This window comes from Eubacterium sp. F2, from assembly GCF_046244355.1.
In the GTDB taxonomy this organism is placed as follows: domain Bacteria; phylum Bacillota; class Clostridia; order Peptostreptococcales; family Anaerovoracaceae; genus Aminicella.
The window spans coordinates 662,701-683,400 of the sequence record NZ_CP176393.1 but is presented as its reverse complement, the minus strand read 5'-3'; the positions used below and the strand labels follow the sequence as shown (position 1 = coordinate 683,400).

Annotated in this window: 15 protein-coding genes; 13 read left to right on the top strand and 2 right to left on the bottom strand. The window is 51.8% G+C overall.

Going from position 1 to position 20,700, the window contains the following annotated elements:
• Window positions 1-242 precede the first annotated feature (242 nt).
• Window positions 243-1,079, top strand: a complete 837-nt coding sequence (locus ACI77B_RS02755; protein WP_409337261.1) for an SH3 domain-containing protein — start codon at window positions 243-245, stop codon at window positions 1,077-1,079.
• Between the two features lie 237 nt (window positions 1,080-1,316).
• Here the strand turns inward: ACI77B_RS02755 and ACI77B_RS02750 are convergent, their stop codons facing one another.
• Window positions 1,317-1,793, bottom strand: a complete 477-nt coding sequence (locus ACI77B_RS02750) for a divergent PAP2 family protein (protein WP_409337260.1) — start codon at window positions 1,791-1,793, stop codon at window positions 1,317-1,319.
• 423 nt (window positions 1,794-2,216) lie between these two features.
• On the opposite strand from ACI77B_RS02750, the gene ACI77B_RS02745 reads away from it, so the two are divergent.
• From ACI77B_RS02745 to ACI77B_RS02690, 12 genes are all read left to right on the top strand, one after another.
• Complete coding sequence (locus ACI77B_RS02745) at window positions 2,217-3,026, top strand: ABC transporter permease (protein WP_409337259.1); 810 nt, start codon at window positions 2,217-2,219, stop codon at window positions 3,024-3,026.
• A gap of 19 nt (window positions 3,027-3,045) precedes the next feature.
• A complete protein-coding gene (locus tag ACI77B_RS02740; protein ID WP_409337258.1) occupies window positions 3,046-4,173 on the top strand; it encodes an ABC transporter ATP-binding protein in 1,128 nt (375 codons plus the stop codon).
• A gap of 177 nt (window positions 4,174-4,350) precedes the next feature.
• Entirely contained in the window at window positions 4,351-5,433 is a 1,083-nt protein-coding gene (locus ACI77B_RS02735; protein ID WP_409337257.1) for an endonuclease/exonuclease/phosphatase family protein, read from the top strand.
• A 220-nt stretch (window positions 5,434-5,653) separates the two neighbouring features.
• The gene (locus tag ACI77B_RS02730) at window positions 5,654-5,950 is read left to right on the top strand and encodes a hypothetical protein (protein WP_409337256.1); all 297 of its coding nucleotides are present in this window, start codon (window positions 5,654-5,656) and stop codon (window positions 5,948-5,950) included.
• A gap of 196 nt (window positions 5,951-6,146) precedes the next feature.
• Window positions 6,147-7,784, top strand: coding sequence for an LCP family protein (locus ACI77B_RS02725; protein WP_409337255.1), 1,638 nt, complete (start codon window positions 6,147-6,149; stop codon window positions 7,782-7,784).
• A gap of 209 nt (window positions 7,785-7,993) precedes the next feature.
• Window positions 7,994-9,085, top strand: a complete 1,092-nt coding sequence (locus ACI77B_RS02720) for a serine O-acetyltransferase (RefSeq protein ID WP_409337254.1) — start codon at window positions 7,994-7,996, stop codon at window positions 9,083-9,085.
• Between the two features lie 242 nt (window positions 9,086-9,327).
• Window positions 9,328-9,987: an HAD family hydrolase gene (locus tag ACI77B_RS02715; protein WP_409337253.1), complete on the top strand. Its 660-nt coding sequence runs from the start codon at window positions 9,328-9,330 to the stop codon at window positions 9,985-9,987.
• Between the two features lie 290 nt (window positions 9,988-10,277).
• On the top strand, window positions 10,278-11,660 hold the full coding sequence (locus tag ACI77B_RS02710) for an ISLre2 family transposase (RefSeq protein WP_409337252.1): 1,383 nt from the start codon (window positions 10,278-10,280) through the stop codon (window positions 11,658-11,660).
• Window positions 11,661-12,186: 526 nt separating this feature from the next.
• On the top strand, window positions 12,187-13,473 hold the full coding sequence (locus ACI77B_RS02705) for an MATE family efflux transporter (protein WP_409337251.1): 1,287 nt from the start codon (window positions 12,187-12,189) through the stop codon (window positions 13,471-13,473).
• Between the two features lie 1,147 nt (window positions 13,474-14,620).
• Entirely contained in the window at window positions 14,621-14,992 is a 372-nt protein-coding gene (locus ACI77B_RS02700; protein WP_409337250.1) for a GntR family transcriptional regulator, read from the top strand.
• 5 nt (window positions 14,993-14,997) lie between these two features.
• Window positions 14,998-15,696, top strand: coding sequence for an ABC transporter ATP-binding protein (locus ACI77B_RS02695; protein ID WP_409337249.1), 699 nt, complete (start codon window positions 14,998-15,000; stop codon window positions 15,694-15,696).
• A complete protein-coding gene (locus tag ACI77B_RS02690) occupies window positions 15,690-16,496 on the top strand; it encodes a hypothetical protein (protein ID WP_409337248.1) in 807 nt (268 codons plus the stop codon). The genes ACI77B_RS02695 and ACI77B_RS02690 overlap by 7 nt, the downstream gene beginning before the upstream one ends.
• Window positions 16,497-17,781: 1,285 nt before the next feature.
• Here ACI77B_RS02690 and ACI77B_RS02685 read toward each other — a convergent pair.
• Window positions 17,782-20,427, bottom strand: coding sequence for a glycogen/starch/alpha-glucan phosphorylase (locus ACI77B_RS02685; protein ID WP_409337247.1), 2,646 nt, complete (start codon window positions 20,425-20,427; stop codon window positions 17,782-17,784).
• Window positions 20,428-20,700: the final 273 nt, after the last annotated feature.

Sequence of the window (20,700 nt, the reverse complement as noted above, 5' to 3'; positions counted from 1 at the left end):
TCTGTCTTAAGAAATTTCATTTCTGTTAAGAATTGTTCTTAGAAAATTGCATATTACTGTATAGAAAATAGCACGCTTTCACCGCTTATATGTTAAATATGTGATTAAAATGTGACAATTACGTGAATGAGCAGTGTCAGCATTAAGAAATCCAAAGTAATTCTTAATAAATCTTATGATTTCTCTTGAATCTTAAGGACAGGCCTCCTATAATGGAATCATCATTTACAAGGAGGAAGTCAATGGTACAGAGAGAAAAGAAACACAATGCATTCCTGATGTTCGTTATCACTGCGCTGATCTGCACAATGGTGATGGCATTCAGTGCCGTATCCGCACACGCGGCAACACAGAAGGGCACCGTAAATTCCAAGGGCGGCCTGAACATGAGAAGCGGCGCGGGAATGAAGTATAAGGTAATCTGCACCATTCCTAATAAAGCATCGGTAACCGTAAAGGGTGTGACAGGGATCTGGTATAAGGTTTCCTATAACGGAAAGACCGGATATGTTGGAAAGGCACTGGTCAAGACAACCTCTTCTGAAGAGGTCTCCAGAAGCAAGTCGATCAGCGATTCAGATTCAGATTCCAGTTCTGACAGCAGCTCCGATGATGTTTCTGCAGTAATCAACAAGGCTGTTTCCTGGGCAGTTAAGACTGCAAATGATGACAGCCACGGATACAGCCAGGTACTCTCCAGACGCTGGGGAAATACCGATTATGACTGCTCCACATTTGTTACTTCCGCATACAGAGCCGCAGGACTGACTCTGCAGTATGGTTCTTCCGCCACAACAATGAACTGTGGACTGATGAAGACCGTTTACACCGCAGAAGGATTTAAATGGATTCCGTGGAGTAAGATCGGAAGTGTCAGCAACTTGAAGAAGGGAGACGTTCTCCTGGATACAAGTGCACATACAGAGCTTTACATCGGATCAGGAATGAATGCAGCCGCACATTCCAACCGCGGCCATGCACAGGCCGGTGACCAGACGGGAACCGAAGTGAGCGTAGCCCGCTACTACAACAATGTCGGTGGTATTCATTGGGACGGTGTTCTGCGATACGTAGGATAACGACAAGCGTTGCAGCGTTTGAAAACAGGTGAAATGTACGGATGTGATACACATCCATGTGGGAAGTTTTCTGTGAAGCCGGATATGCAGATGCGGGGCTCGGGCCTTGCTGAGCGTGCGAAGTTGAGCATGAGGCGGATCATGTGGATGTGTATATGCGTCTTTACATGGATCTTGTTTGAAAATGAGGTAATGTATCCTGCGGGGTGAGAGCGGGGCACCGCTCTTTTTTGTTGCCTAAAAGTGCCGATAAAGCGCGCAGACAATGCACGCCGTAATAATGCCAATAATGATGCCGGCGATCAGTTCCGGAACGGTGTGGCCCATGTGTTCTTCCAGGTCGCTGTCCTGTACGGGGCCGCGGCCTTCTTTCTGGTCGCGGCGCCGCATGCGGTTTAAGACTTTGGACTGCTGGCCGGTGGTGTAGCGGACGCCCTGAGCGTCGTAGATGACGATGATGGCAAAGAACAGGGCGATGACGAACTGAAAGCTTCCCGTGCCGTAAACGAGCAGCGTGGAAACGGCCAGACCGGTGACGGTGGCGGAATGAGCGCTCGGCATGCCGCCGCTTGAAGTAAGGCGGTCTGCGGTAAATTCGCCTTTTACGGCGAGGCGGAGCATTTTTCCGCCCTGGGCGATAAACCATGAGATGACGGTCGCGATGAGGACCTGGTTGTGCAGTAATCCTGTCAGTGCCTGCATGTCAGACGACACTTCCTTTCTTTATCGGTTGTTGATTAAATTATGACTTTTTATTCCGAAACGTACAGATTTACGCGCGGAAAAACGTAAATCCATACGTATGCATCCCTATATTTTATCATTTTTTCTCCGTTTTTTCACCCTAAGTACTTCAGGTTTGAACTCTGATGCTATACAATGTATACTACTTGAGTTGGAGCCAGTCAGAGGGGCAGACCTGCGGCCTTTTCTGCATCCAGCCAGGATCACGGGCAGACCGCCGCGCATGGGTCCGCCGGGGTTCGACGCATGGATCTTCTGCAGGCATGAGCCGCGCATAAACAGAGAAGCGCACAGGCATACGTCACAGAGAGAAATGAGGAAGCCGCCGGGGATGCCGCATGCATATGCGGAAAGTGTCTGCAGGTATGCAGGGATTTACAGGAGGGAAACAATTTGATTGATACGATTAAGGAAATCGCGCATGATCATGTCGCGTTTCGAAAACAGCTGTTCAAGCTGGCAAAGACGGATATCATCAAAAAGTACCGCGGAGCGGCGTTCGGATGGGCCTGGGCCGTCATCCGTCCGGCAGTAACGATTTTTGTTTACTGGTTCGCTTTCTCAGTCGGTTTGCGTCACAACAAGAACATGTACGGATATACCTTCTTTCTATGGCTGCTTGCCGGAATGATTCCGTGGTTCTATATGCGTGACACACTGCAGGACGGCGCCAAGTCAATCCGGAGTTACAAGTATCTGGTTAAGAGAATCAAATATCCGGTTGATACGATTCCGACCTTTATGAGTATGGCAGATCTTCTGATTAATATGATTCTGCAGGCTGCTGTAATCGTCATTTACATGCTGGAGGGTCATATGCCGGATCTGTATTATCTGCAGATTCCGCTGTATCTTCTGATGATGTTTGCGTTTTTTACGGCGTGGTCGCTGTTTGCCGGCATGCTTTCTGCGATGAGCAAGGATTTCCTGAACCTGGTTCATTCCGTTGTCCCGGCACTCTTCTGGCTGTCCGGAATCATGTATGATGCCAACAGCATTACCCAGCCGGTGATCAGAAAGGTTCTGCTCTTCAATCCGGTTACCATTATCGCAAACGGATACAGAAATGCGTTTATCTATAAACAGTGGTTCTGGGAAAGCTCAGTGGAGCTCCGCAATTTCTGTATCGACCTTATCATCATGGTTCTTCTCGCAATCTGGGCTTATGACAAGCTGAAGAAGGATATTCCGGATGTACTGTAGAATGGGATGGTGATAATTGATGGATAAGGATATTGCGATTGAATTCAGACATGTAAATAAGGTATATACACTGTTCCGCGACGATAAGCAGCGTCTGCGCTCTGTGTTCTTCAAGAGCGTCAAAGAGCACGCGACCAAGATCAAGGCGCTGAATGATATCACTTTTCAGGTTCATAAGGGCGAGGCGGTTGCGCTGCTGGGACGCAACGGAGCCGGAAAATCCACGCTTCTGAAGATGATCACCGGAGTTGCATACCCGACAAGCGGTGAAATTGATGTCAACGGGCGTGTCAGTGCGCTGCTGGAGCTGACTGCAGGTTTTGACCCGGAGTTTACCGGAAGAGAAAACATTTACTTCCGCGGCCAGCTCATGGGCATGAAGGAAGAAGAAGTTGCGCGTCTGGAACCTGCAATTGTTGACTTTGCGGAAATCGGCGAGTACATGGACCAGCCGGTCAGAACGTATTCCAGTGGTATGAAGGCCCGTCTGGGCTTTGCGATCAACGTCAATGTTGAGCCGGAAATTCTGATCGTCGATGAGGCTCTGTCTGTAGGAGATGCCTCATTCCGTAAGAAGTGCACGGAGAAAATCAATGAGCTGATCATGGGCAGCAACATCACCTTTATGCTCGTCACCCATTCTGCCAAGACGGCGCAGCTGTTCTGTCAGCGCGGCATCGTCATGAAGAAGGGAACCATGATTTTCGATTCCGATATTGATTCTGCGGTAAATTACTATAACAATATGATCGCCAAAGAAGACGCGGCAAGAAAGGAACGCCGCCGTAAGAAGCGTGCGCAGAAGCTTGCGGATGCGCGTGCCGCGGCCGGAAAAGAACAGAATCTCTACATCAAAATCGGGAATAAAAAGCTGGAACTGCAGGCCGATGAATATAAAGGGAAAACCTATGACCTGATTAAGGCCATCGATGCGAAAGTCTGCTACGGCTACACGTTTGAAACTTCGCAGCCGGTTGACGGCGCAACGGTTGAAGTGGATGCCGATGGTCTGGACGGATTTGATCCGCGTCATGTCAGAGCCGGTGTGTATAAGCTCTGGTTTGTCGGAAAGAAGGACGACATGACCTCCGCTCCGCACTGTGTGGATATGACGGTATACGGCAAAGAGGAAGATCTGGATGAATAGGATTTCGGCTGGTCTTGCATGATTTGCAAAAATGGCCGGGGAATTCTGGGTATCCGGACGGATATACAGAATGTAAATGTAAAGGATTTCCTGCGGCAGAGCCTTCTGCCGCAGGGTGTTTTTCGTGTATCATTATCAGAAAAATATGAAGGAAGTGCGTATTTAGAGAGGTAAACAATGAAAAAGAAGAGTATGGCAAAAAGAATCATCAAGGGAACAGGCATTATCGTGCTGATCTGCGTGCTGCTTTTCCTCTTGCTTCTTGCATTTTTGACGATTACGGAATATAGACCGAAGCATAAAATTGCGCAGAAGGTGAACGGCACGGCGGCGCAGCAGACGGTAAAGCGCGGGGAAAATCTGAAGCTCGCTACCTGGAATGTCGGATACGGCGCGCTGGGCGACAATGCGGATTTCTTCATGGACGGCGGCTCGCATGTGAAGACGGCGTCGAAGTCCCGTGTCCTGCAGAACATTCAGGGACAGAAGACCGCCCTGACCAGGATGCATCCGGATTTTGTCTTCCTGCAGGAAGTGGATCGCAATTCTAGCCGTTCTTATCACATTAACGAAGTAACGAAGATTGCGTCGGCGTTTCCGAATGACCAGAATATCTTCGCGCAGAATTTCAAGGTGGCATTTATTCCGTATCCCCTGCCGCCGATCGGGAAGGTGGATGGCGGAATTGTGACTTTATCGGACACGAAGGTTCTTTCTTCCACCCGCATCCAGCTGCCCTGCCCCTTTAAGTGGCCGGTACGTCTGGGCAATCTGAAGCGCTGCCTGATGGTAAGCCGCGTTAAGGTGAAGGGGACAGACAAACAGCTCGTCCTGGTCAATCTGCATCTGGAGGCCTACGACAATGGCTCAGGAAAGGCCGCACAGACCCGCGCTCTGAAAAAGGTGCTGAACCAGGAATATAAGAAGGGGAATTACGTCGTTGCGGCAGGAGATTTCAACCAGACCTTCTCCAATATCGACAGCAGCGCATATCCGGAACTGAAAGGCACCTGGCACGCAGGCGCTCTGCCGGTCAAATCCTTTGGAAAGAACTGGCGCTTCCTGATGGACACCAATGTTCCGACCTGCAGATCCCTGGACAAACCGCTGAAGGGAAATCAGACGAAGAAATTCCAGTATTATATGATCGACGGCTTCATCGTTTCCCCAAACGTAAAAGTTATCGAGACGGAGACGCAGGATCTGGGATTCAGAAATTCAGATCACAATCCGGTACTGCTGCAGTTTGCGCTGAAATAGCAGCAGAAATCCGGGATATCGGAATTCTGACCGGTCGATATACACGAAAAACGAATTGCATCTGCACAAGTATCAGCCTGCCGCGGGAAAGAAAAATCCTTCGCAGGCTGATATTTTACTATGGTTTGGTATACAATAGTAGGCAGACAATGGGAAGGAAATGGCGCAGCCTGGAAAATCAGCCGGGCAGGAATGCCGTTCCGGACAGAAGGGAGAAATTATGGACGTAGGAACAATGTTAGCGGATCTCCGCGCGCAGGCGCTGAAAGATCCTGAAGTATATCAGAAACTGATGGAAAGCAGAAAGGACAAGGAACCGCTCAGCGCCTTCTGCGCATATGCAAGGAGTCTGGGCTATGAGCTTTATGAAATGGACGTTCTGACTGCCGGAGAGGCCATGTACGCGCAGATGAAGCGCTCGGTCAACGGCGGCGGTGAGAATTCCCCGATGCTCGACGGAGAAGACGACTATTACGAGCAGTTTTTTGCCGATCTGGAAAGAGAACACAAGAGATAAACAGGGGACGGAAGCTCATCCGGCAGTTCCCGGCTGACCGTTTCCGGCGGAAGCCAGGCCTGAATTTAACTGAAACTTAAGAGAAGCTTAAGCAGGAATTAATGATCCTGACTGCTGCGTGGAATTTCCGTGAAGGCTGCGTGGATATCCCCCGGCAGGTTTGAACGGCGGTTTTCAGAGTGGTAAAATTACTCTTATGAACAGAAAAAACAGAAGGAGCCGCCGTTATGACACGGCCGACTTACAAAACGAACGATACAGTCCGGAACTCATCCGCGAGTATGAGGATCCGGAATATGCAAAACAGGCGGAGAAGTACGAACGGAAGGCGCGCAGGCGGGATGCCCGCCGCCGCACCCCTTCGGGAGCACATCTGAACCGCAGCCAGAAACGAGGCTGGAAGGCGGAGCAGGAATATCTGCGTTCACAGAGCAGAAAGAGTCAGCCGAAATCAGGTTTTGAGAAATGGGAGGAAGATCTGTTTTCGGATGGTGCGCACGGACGCACCCGGTCTTCTGCCGCAGAAGAGCGGCGCAGGGGGTTTTCTGCGCGGTCAGAAGGAACTCCCGATGAATTCTGTTCCGGTCCGTCTGCATCTTTCGCAGAAGGTTCATATGGAGAAACTTACGGCGGATATGAGGATGATTTTTCCGCTCCGCGCAGCAGCCGTTATTCCGGGGACTCTTACGATCCCTATGATTCTTATGACTCCGGGGATTCTTTCAGAGCATATGATTCCTATGGCTCAGGCGGTTCTTATGGCTCATCCGGTTCAGACGGAGGCAGAAGAAAGAGGCCTCGCAGAAGAGTGCGCGCCGGCACTGTCATCAAAAGAATTTTCATCCTGCTGCTGATCTTTGCCGTCCTCATGACCGTGTTCATCTGGAGCATGACCGGAAACTTTGAGCGGCAGGACACCAGCAATGCCAGCTGGGGAATCAGCACAACCGCCGCAGAGAGCCTGAGTGGATACCGGAATATCGCGATTCTCGGTTCCGATGCCAGAAAGGGCGAGGGCTACGACGGAAGCCGCACCGACGCGATTATCGTGCTGAGCATCCATAAAATTGACGGCCGTATCCGTCTGATTTCCGTCATGCGTGACTCCTATCTGAAACTGGCTCTGCCGAACGGCAGCCTGACCCTGGATAAGATCACTCATGCGCATGCTTACGGCGGCGGCGTGGGCACCTGTGCGGCTCTGAACCGCAGTCTGGATCTGAATATCCAGGAATACGTCATCTTCGACTGGAAGGCCGTTGCCGATACGGTAAACGCCCTCGGAGGAGTGACCGTAAACGTCCGTCAGAACGAACTGCATGACCTCAATCATTACGGCAATGAAACGGCAGAAAATGTCGGCGGACATTATACCCGAATCACTCATGCCGGCCGGCAGCGTCTCGACGGCGTGCAGGCCGCAACCTACTGCAGAATCCGCAAGACCTCCGGCGGCGACACCGGACGCGCAAGACGCTATAAGACGATCGTCGCGGCCGTCATCAAGGAAGCCATGCTTTCCCCGATCGGTCTTCAGAAGATGTCGAAAAACGTTCTTCCGGAAATCCGCACCAACATGAGCCGCGCCGGCATGATGACCGCGATTCTCCGTGCGCCGGGCTATGACATGCAGAAGAGCGTTGCCTGGCCGAAGAGTTACTACGGCGGCATCCTCAGCGGCGTCTGGTACGCCGTTCCGACCACCCTCTACGCCAACGCTGCATGGCTCCACGCCAAGGCTTTCGGACAGAGCAATTACGTCCCGTCCGCAGAGTGTCAGGCCATCAGCTCAGAGATCATCGCCAGGACCGGCGTCTCAACCGGCAATAACTAGGGACAAAATCCGCCCGCCAAGAGGCCGATGAGTCAGAAAGCGCCCCTCCGGCATCCCCGCCGGCCGGGTGCCTTTTGTCCGCTGAATCGGAATCTGAAAGAAAAATTGTGTATTTTTTCACAGAAATGTGTATAAACAGACTGATGAGTATGTTTGTTGTTCAATAGTAACGATCGCCGTGCAGCGGCGCATCTACAGGAGAAAAAGTAATGGCAGATAAGGATAAGAGAGAAAACAGCGATATCAGGGAAAGGGCACGTAAGGCAATGGAAAAGTACGACCTCGGCGACCTCTGTAAATACTGTGAAGGAGAAATCGACGAGGCGGATCTGGACCAGGAAATGAATGATATCGTGAAGCTGGTCGTTCAGGACTATGAAAAAGGCCGCGACATCGACCATATGAACGTTTACGAGCAGCCGAACCAGGATGTGGTCATTGACATCTTCCAGAAGCTGATGGTCATCCTGTACCCGGCATACTATAACGACGGGACCTACAGAACCAGAAGCATGAGCAGCAAGGTTGAGGTGCTGATCGATGATGTCATGTATCATCTCCGCAAGCAGATTGAGGTTGCCCTTCTGTACGACGAGCATTTCAAGGATGCGTCCAAGGCTGTCCGCAAGAGAGCCGCACAGCAGATCTGTCTGGAATTCTTCCGCCAGATTCCGAAAATCAGGGAATACCTGGATACCGACCTGCAGGCAACCTACGACGGCGACCCGGCCGCAAACAATAAGGATGAGATCATTCTTGCTTATCCCGGACTCTTTGCGACTACGGCATACCGTATCGCTCATGAGCTCTTCCTGCTGAATGTGCCTCTGCTGCCACGCATGATCACCGAGTATGCGCACCGCGAGACCGGCGTAGACATTCACCCGGGCGCTACGATTGGAAAGTATTTCTTTATCGACCACGCAACGGGAATTGTTGTCGGTTCCACATCCATCATCGGAAATCACGTCAAGGTTTACCAGGGCGTAACCATCGGCGCACTGTCCACCCGTGCAGGCCACAAACTCCACGGAACCAAGCGCCATCCGACGATCGAGGACAACGTCACCCTGTACTCCGGCGCGTCCATTCTTGGCGGCGACACCGTAGTCGGCGAGGGCTCTATCATCGGCGGAAACTCTTTCGTCACCCAGTCCGTCGCACCGCACACCCGCGTTTACGTCAAAACCGAGGAGCTGGTCACCATCGACAGCGGCGACAAAGAAGAAAAGAAAACGGCACCGGACAAGGAAGACGCCAAAACGCTCTCTCCGAGTGATGCGTGGTTTTATGTAATTTAGTTTCGTATACAGAACAGATATGATTCAGCAGCAGAATGTGTTATGATTTCCATTGTGAAAGCAGGCATGTTCTGCTGTCTGCTTGTTTTGAAAGATGCAGGGAAAAGCTGCCCGCTGCTGAGGCAGTGACGAGTTTCTCTGCTGCAGGAAATCCTCTGATGTGCGTATCCGGGACACAGGGACGGTGCCCAATGTCAGGTTTTGTGTATTAATAATGTTTGGGTGTAAAAGAAAGGCGAACAATGAGCTGTCAGCTGGCAATTTTTGATTTAGATGGAACGATTTTAAATACGCTTGATGATTTAACGAATGCGGTGAATTACGCGATGCGGCAGTGCGGACTGCCAGAACTGGGAAGGATGGCGGTCCGCGAGTTCCTCGGGAACGGAATGAAGTATCTGATTCATCATTCGGTTCCCGATGGGACGGCCGCGGATGTTGAGGAGAAGGCTTTCAATCTGTTCTGCAGTTATTACGCGGATCACTGCTCCATCAACACGCGCCCGTACGACGGGATTTTTCAGCTGATGGATCATCTGCATGAGCATGGCTGCAAGACCGCCGTCGTCTCCAACAAAGGTGATTTTGCCGTGCAGACGCTGATTAAGCAGTATTTCCCGGACTGTTTCTCGATTGCTGTCGGGGAGCGTGAAAAGGAAGGAATCCGCAGGAAGCCGGCGCCGGACACGGTGAACGCGGTTCTGCGCGAGCTGGGCATTGACCGTGAAAATGCCGTGTACATCGGCGATTCGGAGGTCGACCTGGCAACGGCCAACAACGCGGATATGCGCCATATTCTGGTTACCTGGGGCTTCCGCGACAGCTCTTTTCTGATTGAAAAGGGAGGAAAGACGATCGTTGACACCATGCAGGAGCTTGAAGAGGAGATTCTGCGCGGATAAATGCTGTGCAGAAAGACCGGACATGTCTGAATGGGCAGGCCTTACTGAAGAAAAGGCGGGTCACGACAGATGGGCGGCTCGCAGCGGGGAAATTCCTCTGGCGTGTGGTTTTTGTCGATTCTGGGCTGTTCTGCCAGTAATAAATTAGTAAAGTTCTGGTAATGGTCTGACTTCTCGCGGACTAGGGAGGGTGTAAAGTATTAGTGGGGTTTTAGAAACTGAAAAAGGGATCTCCAAGTGCTAAGATAATAGTGAAACAATTACATCTATGCACTCGAAAGGAGATCCCTATGGCATCTATTATACATGAAATCGCAACGGAATTCCTGGAAAATATTCTGGAAACATTAAAACCTCACGAAGGAATGAAATGGGAAGAGACCAGCGCGAAGCTCATGAGATACTGCAAGGAAACGACCGCCAGGTTCATCCGTGCAGCTGCGGAGGGGCTCGATCAGGAACTGAGAAATGACAAAGCCGGCAGAAAACAGCTCGGATTCACGATCAAAGCCAGAGACAGGAAGCGGACGATCTACACAGAATTCGGCGCGATCGGAATCGATCGGAGCTATTACTATGACAAGAACAGCGGGAAGCATCGATTCCTTCTGGATGAGATCCTCGGCCTACCAAAGTATGAACGCGTCGACCGGGTTATAGGGAAGTGGCTGGCCGAGCATGCAGCCTACGTATCCTATGCGAAGAGTTCTGATATCGTGACGGGAGGCGAACTGAGCAGACAGACAGTGAGGAACTGCATCATGAAAGTGAATGTTCCAGAGGCCGCAGTGCCGAAGGCGAAACGAAAGGTCAGTGTGCTCCATGTTTTTGCTGATGAGGACCACGTGCATATGCAGAAAGCAGGCAAGAAGCCGGGAAAGCGGAGCAGGATTGTTCCGCTGGTGACCGTAACAGAAGGAATACGACCGATCGGTACCCATCGGAATGCGACTGTAGAGCCTGTGAGCTTTGTCGATGAGAATTTCAATACCAGACGTTTGTGGAAGACCGTAGAAGGGTTCATCGAAAAGAAATATGACATGGATGTGCTGGAGAAGATCGTGCTTCACGGAGACGGCGGAAACTGGATCAGGAACGGACTGGACGATTTTGGCAATGTTGTTCACGTTATGGATGGGTTTCATTTCCAGAAGGCCCTGCGGTCACTGGCAGGCAGTTTTCCAAAGAGAAGAGTGAAAACGGTGATCATGGACGCCGTGCAAAAAAATGATCGAAGCAGAGCCGATCGATGCATACAGGAACTGCTGGATGACGCGAAGGAAGACAAGAGGCTGACAGAAAAAGTCAACCGATTCGGCGTCTATCTGAACGGAAACTGGAAGCCAATCGTGAACCGGTTCAAGAAAGATATGCCGGGAAGCTGCACAGAAGGACTGGTCAGTCATATTCTGTCGAAACGGTTTAGCCGTGAGCCGCAGGGATGGAGCGATGAAGGGCTTGGGAGGCTGAGCGATATCAGAGTGTACCTGATCAATGGCGGCGAACTGAAAGCAGAGGATTTGCATAAGGAGAAAGCTGAGAACGTTCTTCGGGAGAAATACGCTGAATATGCGGATCATGTCATTCAACAGGCGAAAGAGGAATTGCATGACTGGAGTATTTTGAAGGAGAGCCTTTTGTCATGGATGGAGCTTCCGGAACCCAGATGCTGATCAAGAGCTGTGGAGTGGCAAGAGACCTGCTAAGCTGATTGAGCGTGAGCCTGTAACGCAGCCTATGCATGGACTTCTGAGCGCCTCGCTGCCAGACGATCGACGGCCCGGAGAGGGCCGGCGGAGTCGGAAGCGTGAGCATGCGCGAAGGGAGCCGGGAGGCGTTCCAGGCATAGGCTGCGTACAGCTCGCAGAAAAAGCTTGGAGATCTGTCAACAAAAACTCCCACTACCTCTTGACACCATCCGGACTAGGGGAGAATTTGACGGATCATCTGGAAATCTGTTAAGATGAAATAAAGGTGAATGTTCCTGCGATGGACGGCTTTCTGCCGTCTGTCACGGGATTTTCTGTTATTTACGGCCGCCGCTCCGCTGGTCTTCCGGGAGGCGCCGGCAGTGCGGGGAAGCGGAAGTGATGAGACTGGACGGCCGGTTTTGTTATGCAGCGGCCGCACTCTCACGAGGCAGTATTTCTATTACTAGGGTTTCTGGTTAGCGGTGAAAGAATGAATTATAGAAAGTATTTGAAATTTGTAATCCCGTCTGTGCTGTCGATGGCGCTGGCGGGGGTGTATTCCATTGTGGACGGTTTTTTTGTCGGCCACAGCGTCGGAGATCTCGGGCTTTCGACCATTAATATCGCCTATCCGGTGGAGGCATTCGTGCAGGCGCTGGGCACCGGCATCGGCATGGGCGGCGCCGTGCATTACATGATTTTTCATGCGTCAAAAAATGAAAAGCAGGCAAGGTCGCACGTGGAATGTATGTCCTGGATGCTTCTGCTGACGAGTGTGCTTTCCACGGTCCTGCTGATGATTTTCATGCGGCCCCTGCTTTCCCTTCTGGGTGCGCGGGGGGACATGATTCCGATGGGGGGATCATACCTCCGTGTAATTGTGTTCGGATCGGTTCTGCAGATTTTCGGAACCGGCCTCGTGCCGATGATCCGCAACTACGGCGGCGCCGGCTTTGCGATGGGCGCAATGCTCAGCGGATTCGGGACCAATATTTTTCTGGACTATCTGATGGTCTGGGTACTGGACTGGGGCGTGTTCGGCGCCGGTCTGGCAACAATCCTGGGCGAGGGGGTGACTGCCGCCGCCGGCTTCTATTATCTGATTAAACACCGGTCACCGCTGTTCGGAATCCCGGAGTGCCGGGTGCTTCCGGCGGTCGGAAGAATTCTTACTACTGGAATCGCGCCGTTCGGGCTGACCTTTTCGCCGATTTTGTCCCTGATTATTATGAACCGGATTTCCATGCTTTATGGGGGCGAATCTGCCGTCGCTGTCTATGCCTGTGTTGCCTACGCGACAGCCATCGTCTACCTCGTCCTGCAGGGCGTCGGCGATGGCAGTCAGCCGCTGATCAGTAAGGCCTTCGGTTCGGGTGACGGGAAGACGATGCGCCGGCTGAAGGAAAAAGCTTACACGACTGCAGGCATCCTCGCGGCTCTCTGCATTCTCGCGTTCCTGCTGATCCGCAATGACATCGGCTACATGTTCGGCTCCTCCGCGGCGGTCAACCGCATGGCCTCCGCCGTGACGCCGATCTTCTGTATCGGCTTTCTGTTTGTTGCCATTGTCCGCGTGACTTCCGCCGTGTTCTATGCGACCAGCGAAAACATCAAGTCCTATCTGCTCGTTTACGCGGAGCCGGTATTCCTGCTGATTCTCGCTTTGTTCCTGCCGAGACTCGCCGGTCTGAGCGGGGTCTGGTGGAGCTATTGCGGCGCGCAGGTCCTTTCTGGCGCTGTGTCAGTTCTGCTGGTGGTTTTGGACCGCAGCGGAAAAGCCGGTGACGCGAGATAAGGTGAAATCAGCAGAAACAAGACGAAAGAGGACAGCTGCAACCAACAGCCGCGGCGTAAATCCGCAGTAAATAATACACCTGCGCAGGTCTGCCGGCTGCCGCGGCATAATTGAGCGCGGAAGAAAAGCAAGGTGCGGAGAGCCGGCGGCGTAAGGCTGCTAATGCGTTAAGTTCGGGAAATCCGCTGTTATTTACTATTTCCCGAGTTCTTTTCACGGAGGCTCGGGAAAAATGGATTTCAGGTGGTTTTCCCGAGACGGATGCAGATCATATTGTGCTTGGAGAAATGCAGTACGCATATAAATCACTGTAAATGAATGCTTATGCGGGCATACAGTATAATAATTAAGGCCGTTTTATGCGGTATTCTGTAAAAATCCCCGTGTCTGACAATCTCCCGAACTTCTGACCGCAGAAGTTCGGGAGATTGTCATTATAAAGCCTTTTCCCGAAGGTTCTGGCTTTGAAAGTTCGGGAAAAGGTCTGTCAGGAAGAGATTCCCGAATAGCGCACAATTGATTTCGGGAATCCAGCATTTTATAAGCAAATTCCGACTGCTTACAGGATAAAAGTGTTTGAATTTATACAATACGTCATGAATAATATTTGAATATGTATACAGTATACCTGCGCGCACAGTTTCGCGGCTTCGCCCACATTGCCGGTTATGCCGCGGCATGTCTACGCCTGCGGCCTTTTCCGCTCTGTTTCTGTCGCTTTCTCGCGCTTCCCTGGTCCTTCCGGCCTCCTGCCGGTCTTCGCCCCCGTTCCGGCTTAAAAAATAATTTCATCGCCCTCTTGACATCACTGTATTAATGCATTAATATAATGACTGTACCAAGACAGTAGTACAGTGATACAGTGGTGAGGCTGAAAGAATTGAGGCTTTAATCTGTAAGGAAGCGGATTGCAATGCCAGCACATATGCGAGTAAGAAAACCGGGATTTTGAGGGGAATCCAGTGTCAGCACCGGAAATCAGAATCAGGAAACGGGAATCGAAATCAGCAGAAGAGAAGATGACAGAAATGGTTTCAGATTGAGCATTGTTTCAGCATTTGGCAGACAGCGTAACTACTGCAGCTTGAAAAACATTATCAGAAAGCAGCAGAATTACATTTTGCTGCAGCAGAAAGGGGGCGTGTGCATGGCATGGGAATTTAAAGACGGAATTCCGATGTACCGGCAGATTGTACAGGTATTTGAACGGAGGATCGCTTCCGGTGAATATAAATTGGAGGAGAAAATTCCGTCAGTGAGGGATCTTGCCGTGGAAGCGGGAGTCAACCCGAACACGATGCAGAGGGCACTGGCCGAGCTTGAGAATGAAGGCCTTGTGCATACGGAAAGGACGAATGGAAGGTTCGTGACGGGCGAACAGCAGGTTCTCGAGAATCTGCGTAAACGACTCAGCTCCGCGTGCATCGAACGTTTTTTCAGGGAGCTGACAGAAATCGGCCTGAGCCGCCGGGAAATTATCGAAGCGGTTCAGAACTGGAGAGGAAATGAGGAGGAGTAATCACTATGGCATCTGTAATTGAATGCAGAGGGCTGACAAAGTCCTATAAGGGAATAACGGCATTGGATCACATCGATCTGAAGCTGAATGCCGGGCAGATTGTCGGACTGCTCGGGCCGAACGGAAGCGGCAAAACAACACTGATCAAGCTGGCGACGGGCCTGCTGAAGCCGACGGATGGTGAAATCCTGGTCGGCGGGCTGAAGCCGGGAAAGGTAACGAAAGCGCATGTCGCCTACCTTCCGGACAAGGATTTTCTGCCGGCGTACATGTCGACGGACCAGCTGATTGATATGTACCAGGATTTCTATAAAGATTTCAATCGCAGCAAGGCGCTGGACATGGTGAACAGCCTGAATCTGAACCGTAAGCAGAAAATGAAGGAAATGTCCAAGGGCACCCGGGAGAAGCTGCAGCTGATCCTGACGATGAGCCGCGACGCAGCGGTGTATTTTCTGGATGAGCCGATTGCGGGCGTCGATCCGGCAGCGCGCGATTACATTTTGCGCACGATCATCAACAACTACAGCGAAAAAGCGCTGGTTGTCATTTCCACACATCTGATCGCAGACGTGGAACCCGTCCTGGACGACGTTGTCTTCCTGAAAAACGGTCAGATCGTCTTGCACCGGCAGGCGGATGATCTCAGGGAAGAAACCGGAAAGAGCGTGGATCATGTATTCAGGGAGGTATTTAGATGTTAGGCAAACTTTTAAAATATGATATCAAGTCAACAAGCCGTGTCCTGCTGCCGCTGTATGGCGCACTTCTCGGCGCGGCGGTTCTTCTGGGAGTTTCCCTCAGACCGATAATCAACAATCAGACCATGCCGAACAGCATGGGCGGCGGATCGATGATCATGACGAGCATCAGCTCCGTTTTATACGTTATCCTGGTCGCCGCCGTCTGCATCGTCACCCTGGTCATGATACTATATACGGGCTTTTATAAATCCCTGCTCGGCACGGAAGGCTACCTGCGTTTCAGCCTTCCGGTCAGCACGGGCCAGCAGCTTGCGTCCAAGACCATTAACGCGCTGATCTGGATGGTTCTGGCGGGCGTCCTTGCGATCCTGTCGATCATTTTCCTGACCGTACCGGCGGTCGGATACACGTCGATTCATCAGGGCATTGTCCAGATTTTCCAATCCCATCAGGATTTTTCCCCGGAGTTTAGCAAATTCGCATGGCAGGTTATCCTCCTTGCGATTGCCGGTGGGATTTCTTTTGTCCTGAAAGTCTTCATGTCCATCACGGTCGGCCATGAGTGGTCGGCGCATCCGGTGGTCGGTGCGCTGCTGATGTACATTGCGGTCAGCATTCTGGAGTCGATCATCGCGAATGTTCTCCCGTTCAGCAGCAGCCTGACCAATGCCATGAATGCAGATACAGTCAGTGCAGTACACGGCATTCTGTGGGGCACTCTCGCGGTAACGCTGGTGATGGCGGCGATTTTCTACGCCGTGACCTGGTACATGCTCGACCGCAGGCTGAATCTGCAGTAGATGCATATGTCGACTCAGGGTGCAGCAGGGCGGTTCATCGCTGCTGTGCTGTATGCTCACGATCATCGGCATATCCAGTAGTTCCAACAAAACCAATGAACCAGAAGAAACCGGATCTTGTGAGGCCTGAGGCCTTGCGGGGTCCGGTTTTTTATATGTGCTGGCGGATGTGAAAGGGTGGACGTGAAGGGGCAGATGTGAAGGAGCAGACGTGAAGGGAAACAAGTATACTGTATGCTGTGTGCCGGATTGCAGGACTGCAGGATCGCTGAGATACCGGATTGCCGGAAGGCTGGCGTCGTTGGAAGAGCGAGGCGTGGGTCACGAGCAGATAGGAGGACTTGGCAGGAATGGGGGTGGATTTAGGATGAATATGTGATGGGCGCGGCTTGATGTATACTGAATACGAAAGTTCGGATTCTCGGTCCCGGATCTCGGCCGGATACCGACAGTTGGGCAGTTTTTCGCCTGGCTCCCACGAATATATTCATATTAATACTGGAATCAAAATGTTTATTCATTGTATTTATGATTGTATTTTTTTGGTTCGTTGAAATCGCGATTATTTTAGTAAACGCAGAACCGTGCTTTCGCCTTTGCTGATTTGTCAGACAAAATCCACCCGGCAAGGGGCCTGATGTACTGAAAACTGACCATTACCGCCGCATTTATCGACGTTGCGGCATACTGTATACATAAACCGGCCTGCCAGCGGGCTCTTTTGCTTCTGAAAAGACCAGCCGGCTGTGAATTCTGCGAATTAACCGTCCAGCGAATATATATTCGGTTCTGCGCTTTCTTCAAAAAAGGCCATTTCGACGAACCGCCGCAAAAATCTTCACGCGATGATCACAAAACGGCCGATTCGGCTAGGGCGGTGGATGAAGCGGTGATTTTAACTGTGAATGGACGGGTAATAAATTGCCTTAATGGCAGCAGTCAGGCATTCGTTAAGCTTCTGCGGAAATATATCTGGTCGATCAGCACGGTGTTCCGCTACTTCGCTTCGGACTTCTCTTTTAAAAACCGCGAAGTCCGGATTTTACTTTATTCAGCTGTTCAAGTTCATTTTACAATCTACCAAAATTGGACTCTTTTATAGATTCCTTTAAAATAATGAAGGCCGCGGGGCGAAGCACAGATCTGCTTCGCCCCGCGGCCTTCCGATCCACATAAATAAGAACCCTTCTGGCCAAAGCTGGCACTGCCGCAGTGTCCTGGCTGATCGTATCTATGCGGTTGTGGACACGGTTCTGTCAGGAATCTGACATTCCGGTTACTCCGCTTACTCTGCCGGCTTTGTGTGCCAGATGTTGTCTGCGTATTCGCGGATGCTGCGGTCGGCGGCAAAGCGGGAGGCTTTTGCGGTGTTGATGATGGACATGTGGGCCCAGCGCTTGCGGTCTTCGTAGGCGTCCTGGATCTCTTTGTGGACGCGGCAGTAGTCGTTGAAGTCGGCGAGGCACATGTACGGGTCGGCGATGCTGTAGGTTTTCTGGATCAGGTACTGCTTCAGGTTGTTGAAGTCGGTGCCGGCGAATCCGGTGCCGAGGGCATCGACGGCGGCTTTGATGACCGGGTCGGTCTCGTACAGCCTGCGGGAGTCGTAGCTGCGCAGGTTGTCCTGGACTTCTTCTGCGTTCTGGCCGAAGATGAAGATATTGTCGCCGCCGACGGCTTCATGCATTTCGACGTTGGCGCCGTCCATGGTGCCGATGGTGACGGCGCCGTTGATCATCATTTTCATGTTTCCGGTGCCGCTGGCTTCTTTTCCGGCCAGGGAAATCTGCTCGGAGATGTCGGCTGCCGGCATCAGGTGCTCGGCCATGGTGACGGAGTAGTTCTCCAGGAACATGACGCGCATCTTGGAGCGGATCTTCGGGTCTTTTTCAATTTCCTCTCCGATCTTGCAGATCAGCTGAATGATGGATTTTGCCAGATAATAGTTCGGAGCGGTCTTGGCTGCGAACAGGTAGGTCTCTGGGCGCATATCGAGGTCCGGGTTTTCTTTCAGCTTCTGGTAGCGGGAGATGATGCGCAGTGCGTTCAGCAGCTGGCGCTTGTACTCGTGCAGTCGCTTGGCCTGAACGATGAAGATGGAATCCGGATCCGGGGCAATGCCGGTGGTCTTCTTGATCAGGTTGGACATCCGTACCTTATTCTCGCGCTTGATGGAGAGTACCTGTTCTCCGACGGATGGATCGTCGGCAAAGTCCGCAAATTTCTCAAGGAGATCCGCGTTCTTTCTGTAGTCTGGTCCGATGCAGGAATCAATCAGGCCTGCGAGCTTCGGATTGGACTGGCAGAGCCAGCGGCGGTATGCGATTCCGTTGGTGACGTTGGTGAACTTCTCTGGTGTGGCCAGGTAGAAGTCGTGGAAGAGGTCGTCTTTCAGAATCTCTGAATGCAGGGCGGATACGCCGTTGACGGACTGTGAACCCAGAACGCTGAGGTTGGCCATTCTGACCTGCCCCTGTGCGATCGGAGTCATCCAGTCGATTTTTCCTTCGTCGCCCGGGAAAACTTCTTCCATGTCTTCACGGAAGCGGCGGTCGATTTCTTTCAGGATGCTGTAGATTCTCGGCATCATGACGCGGACGATATCCTCGTTCCACTTTTCCAGCGCCTCAGCGAGGACGGTGTGGTTGGTGTAGGAAACGGTCTTGGAAACCTGCTCCCAGGCGTCGTCCCACTCGTAGCCGTATTCGTCCATGAAGATACGCATCAGTTCCGGAATGGTCAGTGCCGGGTGTGTATCGTTGATATGAATCGCAACTTTATCGGAGAAGTTGTCCAGTGTTCCGTAGTCCCTGAAGTGGTTGCGGACGATGTTCTGGCAGGAGGCGGAAACCATGAAGTACTGCTGCTTCAGGCGGAGTTCCTTTCCTTCTTCGACATTGTCTGCCGGGTAGAGAACCTTGGAAATCAGGTGTGCGCGGTTTTCTTTCTGTGCGGCCCTGCTGAAGTCCCCGTTGTTGAAGGAGGCCATATCGAAGTCGTTGTCGTTGGAGGATTCACTCTTCCACAGTCTCAGGGTATCTACAACACGGGAATTGGCGCCGGAAATCAGCATATCGTAAGGAACGGCGTCGACAACTTCGGCATTGTTCAGGTTGTATTTCAGGCCGTCATCGGTCCAGTACTCCTCGTAGTCGCCGTAGAAGCTGACTTTGAAGGTGTCTTCGTCGCGGCGGTTCAGCCAGACATAGCCGCCCGGCAGCCAGTTATCCGGGAGTTCTGCCTGCCAGCCGTCGACGATCTTCTGCTTGAAGAGGCCGTATTCGTAGCGGATGGAGAATCCGACAGCGTCGTAGCCCTGTGATGCGAGGGCATCCATGTAACATGCAGCCAGTCTTCCGAGACCGCCGTTTCCGAGGCCGGCATCCGGCTCACAGTCGTAGAGGTCCTGCGGGGTCAGCTTTCTGTCTTTCAGAACTTCTGCAACCAGATCGGTTTCGTCCAGGTTGTAAAGATTGTTTTTCAGGGACTGGCCCATCAGGAATTCCATGCTGATGTAGTAAATCTTTTTGGTATCCGGAACATTCTTTCCGGCTTTTCTGCGCGCCTTCTGGAATTCGAAGCGGCGGCGCTTCAGCTGCTTGTTGATAAGGGTCGCAATGGCCTTGTACAGGGTTTCGACCGGTGCACTTTCGAAGTCGGTGTGGAAGCCCAGTTCCAGAAGCTCGTCCAGTTCTGCGCGGAAGGTTTCCTTTGAGACCTTGTAAGCGGCCGCGTTTTCCCAGGTCTTTTCCGGTTCAGATTTTTCAGAAGAGACTGAAGCCGCAGGAGCGGAAGAAGTGCTGCCGGATGCTGCGGCTGATTTTACAGGAGCTGCGGCCTTTGCTGCCGGTGCAGCCGCCTTGTCTGCTGATTTCTCGGTGGTAAGTTTTCGGTTCGCCGGTTTAGTCGTTGTAAAGTTGTTTTTTCTCATGTCATCAATCCCTTTCTATATACTCCAATTGATGTGAATTGTGGGGGCTTGTTCGTCTGCCGTATGTGCTGCGGCGCGTGGCAGAGGACCACTTTTCAGGAAGGCTGCCGCTGAGACAGCAGGCCTGTCTGAATGCGTATTACGTATCTTGTATACACACATTTCTGTGCTTTGCCAGGCCGCATACTGGTGAAGACTTTTGCGTATCCTGTATACATGGGACCTCTTCTCAGACTGGGCAAAGCGCCGCCCGGCTGCCTTCTTGCAGGAGCC